Origin of the sequence: Micromonospora sp. D93 (assembly GCF_018070365.1) — a bacterium.
Classification (GTDB): Bacteria; Actinomycetota; Actinomycetes; order Mycobacteriales; family Micromonosporaceae; genus Micromonospora; species Micromonospora ureilytica.
The window spans coordinates 155,679-173,888 of the sequence record NZ_JAGPXW010000005.1 but is presented as its reverse complement, the minus strand read 5'-3'; the positions used below and the strand labels follow the sequence as shown (position 1 = coordinate 173,888).

The window sequence follows — 18,210 nt, the reverse complement described above, 5'->3', positions numbered from 1 at the left end:
CCACTACTTCCATGTTCGAGCACGATCATCGCGCCCTGGGCGCGATCAGCGCCGTCAGGCGCGGGAGGCGGCGAGCACCTGGCCGACCAGGGCGCCCGAGGTGCCCGAGCGCTCGTACTCGGGTCGGTTCAGGCTGCCGCCCATGAGCGGCGCCGGGTTGCGGTGCACGGCCGGGCTGTCCGAGCTGACCAGGGCCGCGAAGTGGTACTCGTCGGCGCCGGTCGCCTCGACGATCCGGGCGATGTTGCGCGGGGTGATGCCACCGCCCGGCATGATGATGATCCGGCCGGCGGCCCGGCGCACGAGGTCGGCGATGAGCGGAGCGCCCTCCAGCACGCTGACCTCCTGACCCGAGGTGAGCACTCGCTGCACGCCCAGCTCGATCAGCTGCTCCAGCGCCGCGTGCGGGTCGCGGGTCATGTCGAACGCCCGGTGGAAGGTGATGCTGGCGTCGCCCGCGGCGGCGATGAGCCGGCGGGTGGTCGGCACGTCGACGTCGCCCTCGGCGGTCAGCGCGCCGATCACGATGCCGTGCGCGCCGGCCGCCACCGCGGCCCGGACGTCCCGCTCCATCGCCTCGACTTCGAACGGCGAGTAGATGAAGTCGCCGGCCCGGGGACGGACGATCACGTGTACCCGGATCCGGCTGACCGCGCCCACTGTCGTCTCGATGGTGCCCAGGCTGGGGGTCAGCCCGCCGTCGAAGAGCGCGGAGCACAACTCCACCCGGTCGGCGCCGGCCTCCTCGGCGGCGACCGCCCCTTCGACGCTGTCGATGCAGATCTCGAATGTGTTCATGACTCTTCCTTTTCCGTGCGAGACGTGCGAGGCGATGCTGTGGTCCAGTCGATGACGGCCGTGACGGCGCCGACGGGTACGCCGCCGCCGAGCACCGGCACCTGGCGCAGCGCGTCGGCCCCACCGACAGGTACGCCGACGGCGTCGAGGGCGGCGAGGGCGATGGCGGTGGTGGCGCGGGGTGAACCGTCGATCGCCTTCACCGCCACCGCGTGACCGTCCGGTGCGGCCACCGCGAGCACGCCCTCGGCTCCGCCCTTGGCGAGGACTCCGGGTAGCGCCCGCATCAGGTCGGTGTTGGGGTGCCCGTGCCAGCCGCCGACGTACTCCGGGTGTTGGCGCATGGCCTGCGCGACAAGCGCCTCGTCGCTCCCGGCGGGCGCGGTGACCAACGCCTGGAACGTGCGGGCCAGGCCGGTCAGCGGCAGACCGAACAGCGGTGCGCCGCAGCCGTCGACCGCGTGGTGCGCGATCGGCGTGCCGGCCAGCCGGGCGACGGCGGCAGCGGTCTCCCGCTGGAGCGGGTGGTCTGGGTCGAGGTAGTCGTGGGTGCTCCAGGACCGGGCGACGCAGGCGACGAGCATCGCGGCGTGCTTGCCGGAGCAGTTCATGCGGATCCGGTCACGCTGCCCGCCGGCGCGGATCAGCCGGTCCCGGGTCGCTTCGTCCTCCGGCCAGTCCACCGGGCAGCCGAGCGCGTCCTCGGTCAGGCCGGCCCCGGCCAGCATCGCCCGAACGACCTCGACGTGCCTGTCGTCGCCGGTGTGGCTGCCGGCGGCGAGGGCCAGCGCCGGGCCGGTCAGCTCGTCGCCCGCCGCGACCCGGCAGGCCAGCGCCTGCACCGGCTTGAGGGTCGAGCGGGGGAGCACCGGCTCGTCGGGTACGCCGGCGGCGAGGGCGACCTTGCCGTCCGGGGCGAGCACCACGACGCTGCCGTAGTGCCGGCTCTCCACGAAGCCGTTGCGCACGACCCGAGCCAGTTCGGCGTAGCGGAAGATGGTCACCGGGGGGTGTTCCCTTCGAGTAGCGGCGGGGGCAGCTCGGCGGTCCGCCGCCGACGCCGGGTGCCGAAGCGGCCGTTACGGGCCTGGAGTACGCGGGCGAACTTCGACAGCGAGGCGTTGACCACCAGGTAGATCAGCGCCACCACCAGGAACGTCTGGATCAGCAGGTGGGTGTACGAGGCGAGCACCTGCCCGCTGTAGAGCAGCTCGGTGTAGCTGACGACGAAGCCGAGCGAGGTGTCCTTGAGCAGCCCGACGAGCTGGCTGACCAGGGACGGTGCGAGTTGGAGCAGCGCCTGCGGCAGGACCACCAGTGCCATCACCTGCCCGCGGCGCAGCCCGATCGCGAGGCCGGCCTCGGTCTGCCCACGGTCCAGCGCCAGGATGCCGGACCGGAAGATCTCCGCGAACGCCGCCGAGTTGGAGACCACCAGCGGCACCACGAGCTTCCAGAACAGTGGGAAGTTCAGCCCGTACTGCGGCAGGGCGAACAGCGTCACGTAGATCAGCAGCAGGGTGGGGACGGTCCGGAAGACCTCCACGTACGCGCCGGCCAGCCAGCGCAGCGGTCGATGCGTCGACAGCCGGCCGAGCGCCAGGAGCAGCCCGAGCGCGGCGCTGAGCACGGCGGTCGCGGCGGCGGCGCGCAGCGTGGCCCACAGGCCGTTGAGCAGGTACCGCCAGATGGGCCAGGTGGTGAACGGTTCCCACCGGGCGGCGGCCAACTCGCCGTGGCTGGCGAACTGGTAGACGGCCGCGGCCAGGGCACCGGCCAGCAGAACGGCGCCCAGCACTGTGGCGATCCGGATGCGCCGTTGGGCGCGGGGGCCGGGCTCGTCGAAGAGGATCTGTTGCGTCTTGTTCATCGGACGATCGCCAGCCTTCGTTCGAGCAGGCCGGTGACCTGACCGATGATCAGCGCCAGCAGCATGTAGGCGAGACCCGCGCCGGTGAAGACGGCGATGGGTTGGGCCTCGACCAGGTTCACGTTGTTGGCCGCCTGGGTCAGCTCGACCACGCCGACGGCGGCGGCCAGTGAGGTGTTCATCAGCAGCGCGATGCAGATGTTGCCGATCGGCTGGATCACCGCCCGCAGTCCCTGCGGCAGGATCACGTGCCGCAGGGACTGGCCGAAGGTGAGCCCGATGGCGCGGGCCGCCTCGGCCTGGCCCACACCCACCGTGTTGATCCCGGCGCGGATCGCCTCCGCCAGGTACGCCCCCTCGTACACCGCGATGACGATCGCGGCGGAGCTGAACAGCGGGAACGTGATGCCGATGGTCGGCAGCGCGAACACGAAGAGCACCAGGAGCGCCAGCAGCGGCAGGTTCTGGAACACCTCGACGTACGCGGTGCCGATGGCGCGCAGCAGCGGGACGGGGGCGATCCGCAGGGTGGCCACGACGATGCCCAGCAGCATCGCGCCGACGGTGGTCACGACTGTCAGTTCGACAGTCGTGACCAGGCCGTGGCCAAGCTGGCTCAGGTGGGCGGTGAGGGCTTCCATCGGTACGGGAGACTGCTCAGGAGCCGTCGGCGGATCCGAGGGCGGGCGGGGTGGGCGCGCCACCCTCCACCACCGAGCCGAGGGTGCCCTCCCAGACCTTCGCCCACGTGCCGTCGGCCTGGATCTTCTTCAGCCAGTTGTTGACGAACTCCTTGAACTGCGCGTCCGCCTTGTTGAGGCCGATGCCGTACGCCTCGGTGGTGAACGGCTCGCCCACCACCTTCATCCCCGGGTTGGCCTTGGCGCCCGAGGCGAGCAGCGTAAAGTCCTGCACGTACGCGTCGCCGCGCTTCTGCAGCAGCGCCTGCAACGCCTGCGGGTCGGTGCCGAAGGCGATCTGCTTCGAGCCGGGCGCGGCGGAGGGCAGCGCGGTGACGGCGGGGGTGTTCGCCCCGACGATCACGGTCTTGCCGGCGAGGTCCTTGACGCTCTTGATCGAGGTGTCGTCCTTGCGGACCCCGACGGCGAGGCCGGAGGTGAGGTACGGCCCGGCGAAGGCGACCTGGGTGGCCCGCTGCGGGGTGATCGTGTACGTCTGGAAGACCGCGTCCACCGACTTGGCCTGGAGCATGGCCTCCCGGGTCTGGGTGCCGATGGTCGTCGTCTTCACCTCGGGCTTGCCGATGATGTATTTCGCCAGCAACTTCGCCATGTCGGCGTCGAAGCCCTCGATGGTGCCGCTGACCGGGTTCTGCTGGGCGAGCAGCGGCGCGTCCAGGGATCCGCCGATGTTCAGGTAGCCGCGCTTGCGGATCGCCTCCATCGTCGAACCGGCCGGGATGTCTGCGTCGGTGGCGACCGGTGCGGCGTCGTACACCGACTGGGCGATGACGCCGTCGCCGCCCAGGCCGGGGTTGCCGGGCAGCGCCGGAGTGCTGCCGCCGCTGTCACCGCCGCAGCCGGTGGCGGCGAGGGCCACCGCCACAGCGGTGGCGGTGAGGGCGAGCGACCGCCGCCCGGTGAAGCTCATCTTGAGGATTGACATGACACCCTCCCGTTGGGGGCTAGTGCTGGAGGATCTTGGATAGGAAGTCGCGGGCCCGCTCGGTGCGCGGAGCTGCGAAGAAGTCGTCGGGAGCGCCGGATTCGACGATCCGGCCGTCGTCCATGAAGACCACCCGGTCGGCGGCGCGACGGGCGAAACCCATCTCGTGGGTCACCACGATCATGGTCATCCCCTCGGCGGCCAGGGAGACCATCACGTCGAGCACCTCGTTGACCATTTCCGGGTCGAGGGCCGAGGTCGGCTCGTCGAAGAGCAGCACCTTCGGTTGCATCGCCAGGGCCCGGGCGATCGCGGCCCGCTGCTGCTGCCCGCCGGAGAGCTGGGCCGGATGGTGGTTCGCCTTGTCGGCGATACCGACGCGCTCCAGCAGGGTCATCGCCTGCTGCCGCGCCTCGGGTCGAGCGATCCGGCGGACCCGGGTGGGGCCGAGGGTGATGTTGTCCAGCACCGTCTTGTGGCCGAAGAGGTTGAAGGACTGGAAGACCATGCCGACATCGGCGCGCAGTCGGGCCAGTGCGCGGCCCTCGGCGGGCAGTGGCTCGCCGTCGATCTCGATGCTGCCCTTCCCGGCGGTCTCCAGCCGGTTGAGGCAGCGGCACAGTGTCGACTTGCCGGAGCCGGAGGGCCCCACCACGACGACCACCTCGCCGGCGGCCACCGTGAGGTCGATGTCCTTCAGCACGTGCAGCGGACCGAACCACTTGTTCAGACCGCGTACCGACACCATCGGTCGGTCCGCACCCGTCGTCTCCGGTGCCACCAGGTGGCCTCACTTCCTTCGACTATAAAACTAAGTCAGCTTCATATCGAACCAACAGCGCCATCTAAAGGTAGCCAGCAAACTAAGTCAACCGGTTGCTTGAACAAACTCCGGGTGCTAAGAAGCTGACGTGACGATTGACGACGCGCCACGCGAAGCCCTCCGGGGCGGCCCCCGGGAGCTACTGCGCTGGGTGGCCACCGGTGCGGCCGTCAGTCGGGCCGACCTGTCCCGCCTCTCCGGGCTCTCCCCGTCGACGGTGTCCCAGCGGGTCGAGGCGTTGATCAGCCAGGGGTTGCTGGAGGAGACCGGCGCCGGGCGGTCCCGGGGTGGGCGACGGCCCCGCCAGCTGGCCGTGCCCACCGGCGGTGCCGTTGTCGGTGCCATCGACCTCGGCGCACATCACGCCCGCGTCGGCACGCTGGATCTCTCCGGGCGGGTGGTCCAGGCCCGCACCCTGCCGGTCCGCATCGAGGACGGTCCGGAGGCGGTGCTCGGCGCGCTGCTGGCCGAGGTCACCACGCTGGTGGGCGGCGATCCAGCGGCCTCGGCCGACGGCTCGGCGGCGGACGCGCTCCGCGGCATCGGCATCGGGATTCCCGGTCCGGTGCAGCACGCCACCGGGCGGATCGTCAGCCCGTCGCGGATGCCCGGCTGGAACGGCTTCGACGTCGCCGCGTTCTGCGCGGGCCGGGTCGACGTGCCGGTCATCGTGGACAACGACGCCAACCTGATGGCGCTCGGCGCGCACCGCACCGCTCATTCCGAGTTGGACCACGCCGTCTACATCAAGGCTGGCACCGGGATCGGCTCCGGTGTGATCTCCAGTGGACGGTTGCACCGGGGCGCGCAGGGCTCGGCCGGGGACATCAGCCACTGCCGGGTCGTGGCGGACCCCGCGCCACCGTGCACCTGTGGAAACGCCGGTTGCCTGGAGGCGGTGGCCAGCGGCGCCGCACTTGTTACCGCCCTCCGGGGTCAGGGCGTACAGGTCTCCGACCTGACCGGTGTGATCCGCCTGATCGACGACGGTGACCGGCAGGCCACCGCCCTCGCCCGGCAGGCCGGCCGCGCCGTCGGCGAGATCCTGGCCGTGGTGGTCAACTTCTTCAACCCGCAGGTGGTGGCCATCGGCGGCCGGCTGGCCGACTGCGAGCCGTTGCTGGCCAGCATGCGGGCCACCCTCTACGAGCGGTGCCTCCCGCTGGCCACCCAGACCCTGCTCATCGAACGGGTCGCCGCCGGCCAGGACGTCGGCATCACCGGTGCCGCCCACCTGGTGATCGACCACGTCGTAGCGGCCGCCTGACCTCGCTCAAAGCGACAGCTTCCATCACCTAGGGTGACTTTCCTGTGGTGCTGCATGCCGGATCTATGCGCTTTTGCGGCTGTGCCTCCACCGATCATCCTGACATTTTCCTTACAGGCAGTCACGTAGCCTTCCGGTGTTCCTCACTCACCCGTGATTGCTCCTGGAGGTTTCGACGTGCGGATCAACGGACGGCTGCTCGTGCCGATCTCGTTGGCAGTGATGCTGGCGACCGCCGGGTGTGGCACGTCGACACCGGCTTCCGGGCAGGCGGATGTCCCACTCTCCGGGCTGAGCACCCAGAGTGCGGACCCCGGCGATACGCCGACCACCAGCCCAACCCCGGAGATCCCGACCGACAAGCAGATTCCCACCAGGGCCGCCGGCACCTTCACCACTGCCAGCGGCAACGGTCGCGTGATCGGCAAGGGCAAGAAGCGGGTGCGCTACAGCGTCTCGGTGGAGAAGGGCATCGCCTGGGGTGAGGTCCCGGCGTGGAAGCCGGACCGGTTCGCCGCGAGCATCGAGCAGGTGCTGGCGGCACCGAACGGGTGGGCCACCTCGGCGCAGCACCCGGTCACCAACACGGCGGTGAACCTGACCCGGGCGTCATGGTCCTTCCAGCGGGTCGGCGCCTCCACTGTCGACGTCGACGTGCGGCTCGCGACACCGAGGACAGTGGACAGACTCTGCGGCGCGAGCGGCGTCGACACCGAGGGCGTCTACTCCTGCAAGTACGGCAAGACCATCATGATCAACCTGAGGCGTTGGCTCCAGGGCTCACCGGGATACCCGGTCAGCATCGACGACTACCACGCCGGCGTGATCAATCACGAGTTCGGCCACTTCCTCGGCTTCGCCCACATGAAGTGCGGCGGTCGCGGGAAGCCGGCCCCGGTCATGATGACCCAGACGATGAGCCTGGGCGGGTGCGTGCCAAACGTCAGCCCGTTCGTCGGCAACGGGCAGTTCGTCAGCGGACCGTGGGCACGATCCTGACCTGGTGATCCCCCAGAGCTCAGGCGAGGTAGCGGTATGCCCGTCGTGAGCGTTTCGGGCGGATTCTCCTGATCATGGTGGTATAGGTCGGGCGCGGCCTTTCGGTGATCATCGAGGTGTCGAAGCCGAAAGATCATCGAGGACCGCGCCCGTTGGGTACGTCATCGCTGATCGGTGTGCTGGCTATGCACGTGGATCATGTCGGAGTGTCACTGCCTGCCTCGTGCCGGCCGAGTCTGGTTTGAGGCGTTGACGCGTGCCGGACCGACGGGACCCGCGGGACGTGGTGAATCCCCTCGCGGGAGTCCTGGCTACCGCGGTCGCGGCGGTGCTGGACGCTGCCCTCCGGCGCCCGCTGGCACATCCGCAGGATCAACCGATGCGTTTCGGTAGGAACATCGACCGGATACGTCGGAAGACGGCTTCTCTGACGGCACGAGAGCGGGCAGTGGCCGCTTGACGACGTTCGGCATCCATCTGCTTTTCCTGCTGAAGGGCCTTTGCGCCCGCGTCGTTGCGCACGCGCCCCCACTGACCGCTACCACCCATCATGCTCATCAATGCACCCCCTCGGGGGTCCCATCGTAGGCCGTCGCATCGAGATGGCTGCGAATAAGAGGTCCTAAATACTCCAGCCGCACACAGTGGAGGGGGTCTGTGGATCTAAGCCGCGATCCGTGGATGTGGGTCGAGTTGGTCTCGCGTCGATGGGCGAACCTTTCTCCACCGCCACGACGAGGTGGTGCTCAAGCCACGGCTCAATCCGGAGTCCTTCGAGCTAGACTCGACTACCTGCACGAGGGCATCGACGTGCTCGCCGCCCGAGCGCCCGGCCTGCACGGCGCGCTGCTGGCCGCCAAAACCGCTGGGCGCTGCCACGTGAACATCGACGGCACCCTGATCGAGACCGATCGGTGCCGCACCCCAGGCCCGACACAGGGGGTCGATCTGTGGTGGTCAGCCAAGCACGACAACCACGGCGGCAACGTCCAGGTGATCACCGTCGGCGACGGCTGGCCGATCTGGACCTCGCCGGTGCGACCCAGCCGCGAGCACGACACCACCGCTGCGCGTACCCATCCCGAGATCCTCCCGGCACTGCGAGCCGCCGCCGGCGACCTGCGCACCCTCGGCGACCTGGGCTACGAAGGCGAGTCCGACACCATCACCGTGGCGTTCAAGAAACCCAAGGGCGGCCGGCTCACGGCAACCCAGCAGCAGCTCAACAAGGCCCAAAACAGCCTGCGCGCCATCGGCGAACGCGGAAACTCGCTGCTCAAGACCACGTTCAAGGCACTTCGCAACGTCAGCCTCAACCCATGGCGCATCGGCGAGATCGTGGCAGCCGCCCTCGCCCTGCTGCACTTCGACCATGCCCGAACCACATGATCACCACCCGTGATCAAGTCCTTGGGCCGAATGGCTCACTGAGCCTCGGTGTCAGATTCCGTACGCGGCCAAGCTTCAACGCCGGGCCGCCGGGGTCCGAGGGCGTGCAGGTCGACCGCGGGTGTGACCGTCAATGGGGTCGGATGGCCGGAAAGGTCACCCGATGCCGTCACCATCTGGGGACTGCGCACCGTCCGAAAGCGAAGGTATCGCCGGCGGATCGGCTGTTGCCGCTGCTGGCGGGCATCGCGGAGCTGGGGCACTGGCTGCACCAGTGGTGGGCCGACGAGCGGCCTGGTCCCCTGGCTCGCCGGCCCAATTCTTCAGCGACCTGATCGGCGTGGAGCTGTCGCAGCTTGGCGCTGACCGGGCCGTCCTGGCCGGGCTGCGGGCTAGGACTCACTCTTGCGCAAAAATATATCCCTATGTAGGTCGATCAATGGAAATCGCTCGGCAACATGCTCCTGCTGATTTTTGACTTTGTTTGGCCTATGTCTCAACGCGGCAGCAGGTCAGAATGAACAGGCATTGACCCTTCTCGCAGGAGGTTTCTATGAGTCGTGTTCAACGGATAATGCTCGCGCTGGCGCTTGTCGTAACCGCGACACTGCTGGTGCCAGCCACTCCGGCCAGCGCTGCTGGTCGGCCGGTGACAGTCTGTTTCATAGTCGGCAATATTGGCGGCCGGCCGATCTTCGACTGTTTCACGATCCTTTTGCCGGACTTCACACCGAAGCCTATCGGGCCGGTCGGGTGTCTCAGTTGCCCGCCGGTTATCGACCTGTGGGACCGGATCGACCCGCAGGAGCGATTCGAGTATCTGGACCAGTTGGGTCGAGGGCTGTCGCTGCTGGGGGAGTCGGCGCAGGCCGTGGACCCGGGCAAGGCGAAGCACCTACGGGAGGCGGCAACGGAGAACTTCTGGTCGTCGGCGAAGCTGCTGGACGGCTCTGAGGTAAAGCTCGGCCAGGTCGGCTGGGCGGATCTGAAGAACGAGAAGTTCTACGGCGACCCGGATCCGGAGCCGTCGCTGGTAGCGAGCGGGGAGAACCTGGCCGGCGGGCTCGGGCTGATGCAGAAGGCGCTCGGTGATCCGCATCCAGAGCCCAACATCGAGGCGGCTATGGCCCGCTTCGACGAGGCGTACAGGGACTTTGGGGCACTGTTCGCCGGGTGATCCTCACGGTCGTCACGGGTGCGGCGGCCCCGAGCAGGGGGGCGTCGCATCCCGGTCCCAGGTGCCCCCGGTTGGTGGGGCGCGTCGGCGGCAACAGGCAGCCTGGTCGAACACCCGCCTATGCCTCTATTGGAGCAGGTCAGAGCCGTTCGATCGTCCGCGTTGCCCGTTGGTGCTGACCGAGGAAGCGTCGGCTCACACTCGGCTAGCCAGCGCTGCAGCCTCAGCGAGAAGTGCCTCCAGATCGTCGTCGGCAACGGCGTCATTGCTCAAGATGGCGAGGATGACCAGACCCTGGATTCGTCCGGCCATCTGTGGATCAATGGCCGTCTCGACATCGGGATCCACAGCGGCTCGGATCAGCGTCTCGGCGGCATTGGCGTCGATTTCTGGTGTACCGGTCTGAGTTGCCGCACGTATGTCGGCCACGAACCGCATGATCGCACCGGGGGGTGTCCGCTCATCAAAGCGTCGGTTGACTGCGAAGTAGAAGACGGCACCAAGGAGAGTAGGGAAGCCGTCCCAGCCGATTTGGTCAAGGCGGGCCTCGATTCGGTCGTTGGCCTCATGGTCGCCTCTGACCATCGTTCGGATGTAGTCGACCATCTCAGGGCTGCTCATCAGATCGTTTCCTCTCGCGGCGTTTCTTTACGATGTTCCAGACACCTCGAAGTCCCACGACGACCGCGCCAGCAGCCATGATGATGATGTGACCGGATGCTCCAACTGAGGACGGTCAACCGGCGTGCCGGGGTTGGCGGGTGTGGAAGTCGTGCTACCACTCGATCCCGAGCCCTTGAGACTTTTCTGTAGCTCGCGAAGGCCAGTGGTAATCGCCTGTTCGGTCTGCTTGAGGGTGTCCTCGGAGCCGTCTGCCCTCTTGACGTGTCGGCGGAGGAATGCCTCGCCCTTCCGGCTGCGACCTTCTGCTGCCTCCACCAGACGTTCCCCGGACGGGAAGGCGTCTTCCTCCGCCGGCCCGGACGTGGCGGCACCCGGTGCGATGGTGTTGACGTGGCCGGCAGCGTCGGCCAGAAGGCGGGTGTAGCGGCGGGATTTGTCGCGGGCCACCTCGGCATCCGCGACGGCCGCCCGCAACCGCTGGTCGCTGCTGCCCTGCTGCGCGCCGGCCAGGTGTGCCAGTGCCTGCTCCGCGTCCGTCCGGGCGCGCAGCGCCGTGATGGCGGCGGCATCAAGCTTTCCGCGTACGGCGAGAAGCTGCGCGACGACCTCGCCGATGCTGTCGCTCATCCGAGCCGGGTGAGGTAGGCGGTTGCGTGCTTGGCGGTGTTGTCGAAGCGGCGGCGGGTCGGCTCGACCTCTGCGCTGGCAGCGGCAAGCGCCTGATGTGCCGCTTTCACGTCGTCGTTCCGGCTGCCCCGCAGCACGGCGTCCGCCATCCGGGTCGCCGCCTCCGCGTCATAGGCTGCCTGGTCGAAAACCCGCCGTCCCTGGCGGGCGGCTTCGATGGCGGCGCGAAGCGACACCTTGACGTCGCCAACGCTCATCGCTGTAGCCGATGCTCAGCCGAGGACGTTGATGTAGCGGCGCGCCGCCTCCGAGCTGCCCTGCACCAGGGCCATGGCTTCGGCCAGGCGCTGCTTGCTCTGTTCGCCTCGGGCGATGGCCTCGGCGATGGTCGGGTGCCCGGTGCCGGCGGAGATTGCGCGTAGCCGGGCCAGCATCTGTTCGGTGTTGTCGGCGGCGGCTCGGATCTGGTTGATGGTGGCGTTGCCCTGCTCGGCGGCCTGCATCAGCGCTGCCTTGACTTCCTCGATGCTGGCCATGCCGCCTCCGTCTGCCGATCGCGCTAACGGTTCACGTCTGCGTGGTCGGACGGACACTATCCGACAGCAAGTCGGCGCGCAGCCCTGCATTCACGAGTCAAGATCAGGTGCTGCCGCTACGGATGGGATGTCCGGTGCGGTAGGCGACGGTAGCTTCACGGGGTGCAAGAGAACACGACGGGCGAGCCAGGGCCATGGCGGATTCTGGGCGAGCGGACGGTGTATGAGGACCGTTGGCTACGACTTGAGCTGGTCGACGTGGAGCCGCCAGGACTCGAACCCTTCGCCCACCATGTCGTTCGGCTGGATCGTGTCGCCGTCGTCGCCGTGCTCGACGAGCACGATCGAGTTCTGATGTTGCGGCGCTACCGATTCATTCCTGGTGAAACAAGATGGGAGCTGCCCGGCGGCATCGTCGAACCAGGCGAGGAGGCGGTAGCGGCGGCAAGCCGAGAAGTGGAGGAGGAAACCGGCTGGCGGCCCTCGCCTCTGACCCGTGTGGTGACCTACCAGCCGATGATCGGCATGGTCGACTCGCCGCACGAAATCTTCGTTGGGCGTGGTGCCACTTATGTCGGCCCGCCAACAGACGCAGAGGAGGCCGGTCGCGTCGAGTGGGTGCCGCTGAGTGAGATACAGGACCTGATGGCGCGCGGCGAGTTGGCGGGGTCGGGAACCTTGGTCGCCATCCTGCACGTCATTGCTGGCCTGACGCCCAATCCGTCAAGCCCTTGATCCGATCTATCCGGCGTCGGTATCGCACAGATCCGGTCAGGTTCACCAGCGAGCCGGCCTCTCGTAGATGAGAGCGGGCCTCCTCACTTTCTCCCCGAACCAAATGCGCCTGCGCGAGATCGCAGCGCATTCCCGCCGCGGCTCGCACGAAGGTGTCGTCCATCGCGACCAAAGCCGCCGACAACTCGTCGATAGACCGAGGGTCGCCCAGCAGCGCAAGCGAGTGTCCCCGCCATCGACGGAGGTGAGTTTCGTCGAGGAAAATCCCTGGCAGATCGGGGTCGCGAACTCCTGTGACGCCTGAGAGATGTCGGCTCGCTCGGTCGAGTGAGTGCCGGCACTCGTCCGGGCGTCGGTTGAGCGCCCACAGCTCTGCTTCGGCGGCGGCCAACCAGGACAACAGTCGAGGCGACAACCGACTTGCTCCGTAAGCCTGTGCTTCCTGCACGAGCTGTGCCCCCAGCTCCGGTCGACCGGCATCGGCCAGGACGTATGCCTGCTCGCCCATGGCATGGGCGAGGTGAAACGGGTCGTCAGCCTCCCGTGCGGCGCTCTTCGCCAGTTCGTAGTGCCGCCAGGCGCGATCCGCCGCTCCGACGTCGAGGGCCTGCCACGCCGCGAGCGATGCGGCTTCTGCCAGCGCGCGGGCGAGCGGTTGCCTGGCAGATGGCAGCACGGTAAACGACAGGCTCTCCTGAAGACGGGACAGATGGCTCTGCATCTGGTCGACAAACTGCGCCGCCCCGAGCTGACGGTCCATGGTGCGAAGGAGTTCCGTCTGATGCCGAAGGGTGTGCACCATCGATTGACCGACCGACTGCGAGGCATCGAGTTGTTCGACCAGTCGTGCGTAACCGTTCCTGTCGTCGTCAACGGGCACGTCATCGGAAAATAGTTCGTCATCGGTCGTGCCGAGGAGGCTCCGCAGGATGGCCGCGTAACTGCTTGAGATCTTCCGCCGGCCGTTCTCCCATTCGGAGACGTAGACCCCAAGGCTATTGGTGGAAGCGATCATAACCATGCGTCGGCGGCTGTACTGCTCGATCTCATGGACCAGCCTTGCCTGAGACCATCCCCTGGCAAGACGAGCGCGACGCAGGTTATTTGCCATAGCTCCCTGCCGATCGATGATGGCGGGTTCAGCCTGCCGTAACCGCGTCCCTATTCCAAGTGGCAGCGGTTAACAGCAGCGGGTTAACCCCTGTTGTCTATCGCAGACCTATGACATCCGGTCTGCTTTGGACAGCACTCCGCTGCTTTACGGCTGAACAAGCTACGGCGATGGGGTGGGCGACGCCGCCTGAGCGATGCTGCTCGGGCGACGTCGCTTCCAGGGTCACCTGCCAAGGAGGACACTGTCGTGCGCGCGTTTCTCCGTCATCTCCGGGCCGAGCCACCCCGGCCGGTGCCCTATCGGGCGGCCAACTACGTACCCCTGAAGCCCTGGCAGGTCCGCGGGCGCCGGTTCACCCGCCGCGGGCGGCATGGCGTGGACGCCGTGGAGGTCGCCGAGTTCCTCGACCGCGTCGCCCATGATCTGGCGGAGGTGTACGCGGCGCTGGGCAGCAGCCGGCGGGAGACCGAGCGGATCAAGGATGCGCTGACGTGCTGGCAGTCACGGCGGGCCCGCGAGGACCTGGCGGCCCGCCGATGAGCGCCCGTTGGGTGGCGCACCTGCCGTTCACCGCTGCCGACCTGCCGGCCGCCCAACACTTCGCCGGCACCCTGGCCCGTTCGCTGACCTTCCTGTCCGAGGTGGACGCGGGCGAGACCACGGTGTCCGCCGAGGACGCGCAGGGCGTACGCCATCGGGTGTTCTGCGACCTGCCCCTCGACGGCGGTCGGCGGTGCGTGCGGCGCGTCGAGCACGACGGTGACTGCGCGGCCCGGCGGTGTCGGTGACCGCCGTGCCCGTCGTCGTCTGCCCGGACTGCGACGGGATGACCTTCACGCTGGAACCGTGCCGGTGCACCACCTACGGCGACCGGTTCCTCGCCGACGCCGACGTGCTCGGGCCGCGCCGGGAGGCGTACCGGAGCTGCGAGCAGTGTCGCGGCGCGGGCAGCGTCGCGCATTCCTGTTACCGCTGCGGGCGGCGCGGCCGGCGGCGGGCACAGCTCGTGGTCACCGTCGCCAACCTGGACACCGGCGCGGTCGCGTCCCACCAGGTCGTGCCCGGCGGCCTCGACCCCCACCGCGACCCGGCGGGCCGCTGGGTGGTCGACCTTTCTTCCCGGGTACGCGAACTCGCCGCTACCGTCGGCGCGGTCCTGGACGAGGCCGACGTGCCTTCGCTGTGGCTGGACCGGCAGTGGCGGCCCGACCTTCCCGCAGCGCTTCGGCATGAGCTGGAGGCCCACGCCATCCTGCGGGCCGATCACGCCTCCTGGCGGCTGGTGCTGGGCCGATCCACCGCACCGGCGACCGTCGACCCGACCGCACGGCTGGCCTGGCTGTGTGCGCTGGCCGACCTGCTGCTGCTGGACCTGGTCGTCGAGGCCCGCCGGCAGGATGCGGGGTTCTGCTGGGCCATCCGGTACGAGGTGCCCGGCTCCCCGGTGCCGCTCGGGTCGCCCGGCTGGTGCCGGGAGCTGCCGGAGGTGTTGGCCCGCACCGATGTGGCCAAGGCGCTCAGCGGCCTTGCCGAGCGCGGCCTGACCGCTCCCGCCCGGCTGCTGCGCCCCGACTCGCCGCGCCCGCCCGCCGCCCCGGCCGTGGACGTCGACCAGCTCGAACGACGCGTTCTCGCTGACTGCGTCGACCTGGCCGGGGGCGAGTTGCCCGGCGCGCAGGCCCTGTGGCGCAACGGCCGCTGGTGGCACACGACTCTGCGCGCCGGCGAACCGGTGGAGACCCTCGCGGAACAGTCCACCGGCCAGGTCGTCCGCCGGGTGCGGGTGCCGGTGAGCCGCGGCTACGAACCACCCGACCCGTCCTGGCTGGGTGAACCCGTCGACTGGCGGCAGTGCCCGGACTGCCGACCATACAGCCGGCTGCGCGCCTGCGACTGCCGGATCGGCGGTCGCGCGCCCGACCCCGACTGCCCGCACTGCTGCGGTGCTGGGCTACGCCCGTCCGCGCTGCACTGCTTCACCTGCGGCGACACCCAGCGCCTGCACCAGACAACGCTGGTCACCGTCACCGACCTGCGGCACCGGGTGGTGCACCTGGCCTGGCAGGCCGGTACGCCCGAAGTCGCTCCGCTGGTCGCCACCCAACCGGGCGGCAAGCCCGTCGTCCAGCTTCCGGACCGTTACCGGCTCGGCTCCTGGGCGGCGGTCCTCGGCGCGCGGCCCGACGACCTGGCCGACGCCGACGGCGGGCAGCAGATCGGCAAGGACCTCCGCGACGGTTACGTAACCCTGCCCTGGGCCGGAGCCGACCCGGTCGGGGAGCACGTCCGCAGCACAGGCCGGGGTACGCCGGCCGGCCGTCTGATCGTGGTGGCGACGCCTCCCGACGCGCCACCGCTGGTCGAGTTGCTGCGGCTCGCCCTCGGCCTTGACCTGGCCCTCGTAGTGGCCATGTGCGACCTACGGCACAACGCCGCAGACCCACTGCTGGCTGACGGATTGCGCTGGTCGGTCGAGGTGAAACCGCTTGATGCACCTGTCCGCCCCGACGACTTCCCCTACCGGCCGAGTCTGGCCGCGGCGCTCTCCTGGTGCGTCGAGTGCCTGACCGACGCCGTAGCTGGGGCCGCCCCTACCGACCCGATGGTGCCCATCCCGGTGCCCGGCTCGGGGCCGCGTGACGTCGCCAATCCCGAGCCGGAACTGCTACGCCTGGCGGCCCAGCACGCCGGACATGTGGTCACCGTTCGCTTCACCCGCGCCGGCTGCACCGTGCACCGACACGACGAAGACGGCGTACGCCTCCTCGCCAAAGCTCCTGACCTGCGCGACCTTCGGTTGACCTGAAGGCTGAGGGAACATATGTTCGAACATGTGGGGCGATCTGAGGTGCGCCGGGCTTCTCTGCCGGCTCCGTGTGGCCGGTGGGCTGAGCGGCCGGGAGTTGCCACTACGATCAGGGGGCATGGACCGGGTGACGGTGGAGCGGGCTGCGCTGATCGCGCTGCTGCGGCAGCCAGACCTCGGCTGGTCTGATGCCGTGCACGACATTCAAGAGGTCGGCACCGCGCTGGCAGTCCTGCGCCGGGTCGTCGGGCAGACCGACACGCTCTTTCCCGACACCCGCTCCGTCGACTCGCTGATCGAGGCCGCGGCCGGCGACCTCGCGGGCTGGCGGCATCACCGTGCGGGCCTTCTTCGACGACGACTACCCCGCCCAGCTGCGTGACATCCGCGAGATGCCGCCAGTGCTCTTCGCCCGAGGTGAGTCGCGCCGCGACGCTCGGGCCATCGCGGTGGTCGGCAGCCGCGAAGCGAGCGATCGAGGTGTCGAGATCGCCAGCTCGGTTTCAGAATCGCTGGCCCGCCGTGGTGTGACGGTGGTCAGCGGTCTGGCGAGAGGGATCGACACCGCGGCCCACCAGGCGGCACTCGCGGCAGGGGGCCGCACCGTCGCGGTCATCGGCACCGGAATTCATCACCACTACCCGATGGTCAACCGCGCGCTCCAAGAGCACATCGCAGAGGTCGGATTGGTGCTCAGCCAGTTCTGGCCCGACGCCGCCCCGACAAAGCAGAGCTTCCCAATGCGAAACGCGGTGATGAGCGGCTACGCCGCTGCCACCGTGGTCATCGAAGCCGGCGAACGCAGTGGAGCCCGGATCCAGGCGCGGCTCGCTCTTCAGCACGGTCGGCCCGTGGTGCTCACCAGTCAGGTGATGCGGCACGACTGGGCACGCGCCTTCGCCGCCCGGCCCGGCGTCCACGTCGCGCACGGGACCATGGACCTGGTGGAGGCGGTCGACGCCATTCTCGACCGTTCACCGGCTGCGGCCGACTTGGAGGGCTTTCCTGATTTCGCCAGCCTCTGACCCGTGGGCCAGGGTCCGCGAGTACGTCGAGACCCAGCGGAACTTCCTTCGAAATCCTCTGCCCACCCTTTCCTGGATCTGCCCGACGTGTCGTGGTGTCCGCACTCCCGGGTTCGACTACTGCTACCCCTGTCAGGAACACCAGACGGCGTCTGGTGGCCTGCTCGCCGACGTGGTCGTTCCAATCGCTTACTCGCCGCGTACCGGTCAGCATCACCACCACCTGCGCTTGGCCGGAGCGTGGCACACGCGATCTGTGCGGGATTACCTTGCACCTTCGGTGGATCTTGTTGTGGGTCGGCTGTTCGGAGCTGGACGAGTTCCTGTTGGCCCGCGCGTTGGAGCATGACTCGCCGCTGCCGTTGTTCCGGCCGGCAACATCAACTTCTTCGGCTCGATCGACGTCGACATCGAGGGCGAGTTGGCCCAGCTCGGCCCGACCGGAAACCGACCGCTGCGGGTACGCGACACCTTGTTCTGAACGGCCGAGCGGCTTTCAGTGCGCACCGGTCAGCCTGCGCGCTCGGCATTGTTCAACGTGCCCTGGGGCTGCTCGTTCTGGCGTCGGTCGGCCTGCACCCAGTTGTGAAGGGTGTGGGGGCTGACCCCCAGGTCTCGTGCGACCTGAGCGACCGGCTTGTCGGCCTCGACCACGATGCGCGCCACACCGGCGCGGAACTTCGGATCGAACCGGCGTCTGGTATTTCCACGACCTGATCATCTCTCTTGGTTCAGTCTCCACGGTACGAGGAGAAGTACAGGGGCGGTCCCTGCTCCCTGGGTCCGCAGGACGG

21 protein-coding genes and 2 pseudogenes are annotated in these 18,210 nt (G+C 68.7%); 10 read left to right on the top strand and 13 right to left on the bottom strand.

Annotation, left to right across the window (positions count from 1 at the left end; translation table 11 throughout):
- Positions 1 to 54: 54 nt before the first annotated feature.
- The 6 genes from KBX71_RS08415 to KBX71_RS08390 are packed head-to-tail and all read right to left on the bottom strand — an operon-like array spanning position 55 to position 5,042.
- Positions 55 to 798, bottom strand: a complete 744-nt coding sequence (locus tag KBX71_RS08415) for a copper homeostasis protein CutC (RefSeq protein WP_210817427.1) — start codon at positions 796 to 798, stop codon at positions 55 to 57.
- The gene (locus KBX71_RS08410; protein ID WP_307847005.1) at positions 795 to 1,802 is read right to left on the bottom strand and encodes an asparaginase; all 1,008 of its coding nucleotides are present in this window, start codon (positions 1,800 to 1,802) and stop codon (positions 795 to 797) included. The genes KBX71_RS08415 and KBX71_RS08410 overlap by 4 nt, the downstream gene beginning before the upstream one ends.
- Positions 1,799 to 2,668 carry an amino acid ABC transporter permease gene (locus tag KBX71_RS08405; RefSeq protein WP_210817426.1) on the bottom strand — a complete coding sequence of 290 codons (870 nt, stop codon included), beginning with the start codon at positions 2,666 to 2,668 and terminating at the stop codon, positions 1,799 to 1,801. Before KBX71_RS08405 ends, KBX71_RS08410 begins: the two co-directional genes overlap by 4 nt.
- Positions 2,665 to 3,309 carry an amino acid ABC transporter permease gene (locus tag KBX71_RS08400; protein WP_210817425.1) on the bottom strand — a complete coding sequence of 215 codons (645 nt, stop codon included), beginning with the start codon at positions 3,307 to 3,309 and terminating at the stop codon, positions 2,665 to 2,667. The genes KBX71_RS08405 and KBX71_RS08400 overlap by 4 nt, the downstream gene beginning before the upstream one ends.
- A gap of 16 nt (positions 3,310 to 3,325) precedes the next feature.
- Positions 3,326 to 4,294, bottom strand: a complete 969-nt coding sequence (locus KBX71_RS08395) for a glutamate ABC transporter substrate-binding protein (protein ID WP_210817424.1) — start codon at positions 4,292 to 4,294, stop codon at positions 3,326 to 3,328.
- Between the two features lie 19 nt (positions 4,295 to 4,313).
- On the bottom strand, positions 4,314 to 5,042 hold the full coding sequence (locus tag KBX71_RS08390) for an amino acid ABC transporter ATP-binding protein (RefSeq protein WP_210817559.1): 729 nt from the start codon (positions 5,040 to 5,042) through the stop codon (positions 4,314 to 4,316).
- A 163-nt stretch (positions 5,043 to 5,205) separates the two neighbouring features.
- Between KBX71_RS08390 and KBX71_RS08385 the strand changes: the two genes are divergently transcribed.
- Both KBX71_RS08385 and KBX71_RS08380 read left to right on the top strand, forming a co-directional pair.
- On the top strand, positions 5,206 to 6,384 hold the full coding sequence (locus KBX71_RS08385) for an ROK family transcriptional regulator (protein WP_210817423.1): 1,179 nt from the start codon (positions 5,206 to 5,208) through the stop codon (positions 6,382 to 6,384).
- Positions 6,385 to 6,561: 177 nt separating this feature from the next.
- Entirely contained in the window at positions 6,562 to 7,383 is an 822-nt protein-coding gene (locus KBX71_RS08380; RefSeq protein WP_210817422.1) for a DUF3152 domain-containing protein, read from the top strand.
- Between the two features lie 372 nt (positions 7,384 to 7,755).
- On the opposite strand, the gene KBX71_RS08375 is transcribed toward KBX71_RS08380, so the two are convergent.
- On the bottom strand, positions 7,756 to 7,941 hold the full coding sequence (locus KBX71_RS08375; protein WP_210817421.1) for a hypothetical protein: 186 nt from the start codon (positions 7,939 to 7,941) through the stop codon (positions 7,756 to 7,758).
- Positions 7,942 to 8,172: 231 nt separating this feature from the next.
- On the opposite strand from KBX71_RS08375, the pseudogene KBX71_RS08370 reads away from it, so the two are divergent.
- Positions 8,173 to 8,772, top strand: a pseudogene (locus KBX71_RS08370) (transposase family protein); the annotation flags it as partial.
- Between the two features lie 574 nt (positions 8,773 to 9,346).
- Positions 9,347 to 9,949 (top strand): hypothetical protein, encoded by a 603-nt coding sequence (locus tag KBX71_RS08365; protein ID WP_210817420.1) that lies wholly within the window; start codon positions 9,347 to 9,349, stop codon positions 9,947 to 9,949.
- 195 nt (positions 9,950 to 10,144) lie between these two features.
- On the opposite strand, the gene KBX71_RS08360 is transcribed toward KBX71_RS08365, so the two are convergent.
- The 4 genes from KBX71_RS08360 to KBX71_RS08345 are packed head-to-tail and all read right to left on the bottom strand — an operon-like array spanning position 10,145 to position 11,736.
- Complete coding sequence (locus KBX71_RS08360; protein WP_247683112.1) at positions 10,145 to 10,570, bottom strand: hypothetical protein; 426 nt, start codon at positions 10,568 to 10,570, stop codon at positions 10,145 to 10,147.
- Between the two features lie 27 nt (positions 10,571 to 10,597).
- On the bottom strand, positions 10,598 to 11,200 hold the full coding sequence (locus tag KBX71_RS08355) for a hypothetical protein (RefSeq protein ID WP_247683111.1): 603 nt from the start codon (positions 11,198 to 11,200) through the stop codon (positions 10,598 to 10,600).
- A complete protein-coding gene (locus KBX71_RS08350) occupies positions 11,197 to 11,457 on the bottom strand; it encodes a hypothetical protein (protein ID WP_210817419.1) in 261 nt (86 codons plus the stop codon). Before KBX71_RS08350 ends, KBX71_RS08355 begins: the two co-directional genes overlap by 4 nt.
- Positions 11,458 to 11,472: 15 nt before the next feature.
- Positions 11,473 to 11,736 (bottom strand): hypothetical protein, encoded by a 264-nt coding sequence (locus KBX71_RS08345; RefSeq protein WP_210817418.1) that lies wholly within the window; start codon positions 11,734 to 11,736, stop codon positions 11,473 to 11,475.
- Positions 11,737 to 11,898: 162 nt separating this feature from the next.
- Here KBX71_RS08345 and KBX71_RS08340 point away from each other — a divergent pair, with 162 nt between their 5' ends.
- Positions 11,899 to 12,471, top strand: a complete 573-nt coding sequence (locus KBX71_RS08340) for an NUDIX hydrolase (protein ID WP_307847004.1) — start codon at positions 11,899 to 11,901, stop codon at positions 12,469 to 12,471.
- Here KBX71_RS08340 and KBX71_RS08335 read toward each other — a convergent pair.
- Positions 12,434 to 13,582, bottom strand: a complete 1,149-nt coding sequence (locus tag KBX71_RS08335) for a helix-turn-helix transcriptional regulator (protein WP_210817417.1) — start codon at positions 13,580 to 13,582, stop codon at positions 12,434 to 12,436. The genes KBX71_RS08340 and KBX71_RS08335 overlap by 38 nt on opposite strands.
- Before the next feature lie 249 nt (positions 13,583 to 13,831).
- Between KBX71_RS08335 and KBX71_RS08330 the strand changes: the two genes are divergently transcribed.
- The 5 genes from KBX71_RS08330 to KBX71_RS08315 all read left to right on the top strand — a co-directional run bounded on the left by KBX71_RS08330 (position 13,832) and on the right by KBX71_RS08315 (position 17,416).
- The gene (locus KBX71_RS08330) at positions 13,832 to 14,125 is read left to right on the top strand and encodes a DivIVA domain-containing protein (protein ID WP_210817416.1); all 294 of its coding nucleotides are present in this window, start codon (positions 13,832 to 13,834) and stop codon (positions 14,123 to 14,125) included.
- Positions 14,122 to 14,373 (top strand): hypothetical protein, encoded by a 252-nt coding sequence (locus KBX71_RS08325; protein WP_139586490.1) that lies wholly within the window; start codon positions 14,122 to 14,124, stop codon positions 14,371 to 14,373. Before KBX71_RS08330 ends, KBX71_RS08325 begins: the two co-directional genes overlap by 4 nt.
- Entirely contained in the window at positions 14,370 to 16,391 is a 2,022-nt protein-coding gene (locus tag KBX71_RS08320) for a hypothetical protein (protein ID WP_210817415.1), read from the top strand. The genes KBX71_RS08325 and KBX71_RS08320 overlap by 4 nt, the downstream gene beginning before the upstream one ends.
- 118 nt (positions 16,392 to 16,509) lie before the next feature.
- Positions 16,510 to 16,773: a hypothetical protein gene (locus KBX71_RS33560; protein WP_247683110.1), complete on the top strand. Its 264-nt coding sequence runs from the start codon at positions 16,510 to 16,512 to the stop codon at positions 16,771 to 16,773.
- Positions 16,730 to 17,416 carry a DNA-processing protein DprA gene (locus tag KBX71_RS08315; protein WP_307847003.1) on the top strand — a complete coding sequence of 229 codons (687 nt, stop codon included), beginning with the start codon at positions 16,730 to 16,732 and terminating at the stop codon, positions 17,414 to 17,416. Before KBX71_RS33560 ends, KBX71_RS08315 begins: the two co-directional genes overlap by 44 nt.
- Positions 17,417 to 17,926: 510 nt before the next feature.
- Here KBX71_RS08315 and KBX71_RS34775 read toward each other — a convergent pair.
- A pseudogene (locus KBX71_RS34775) lies at positions 17,927 to 18,106 on the bottom strand (transposase); the annotation flags it as partial.
- Positions 18,107 to 18,210: the final 104 nt, after the last annotated feature.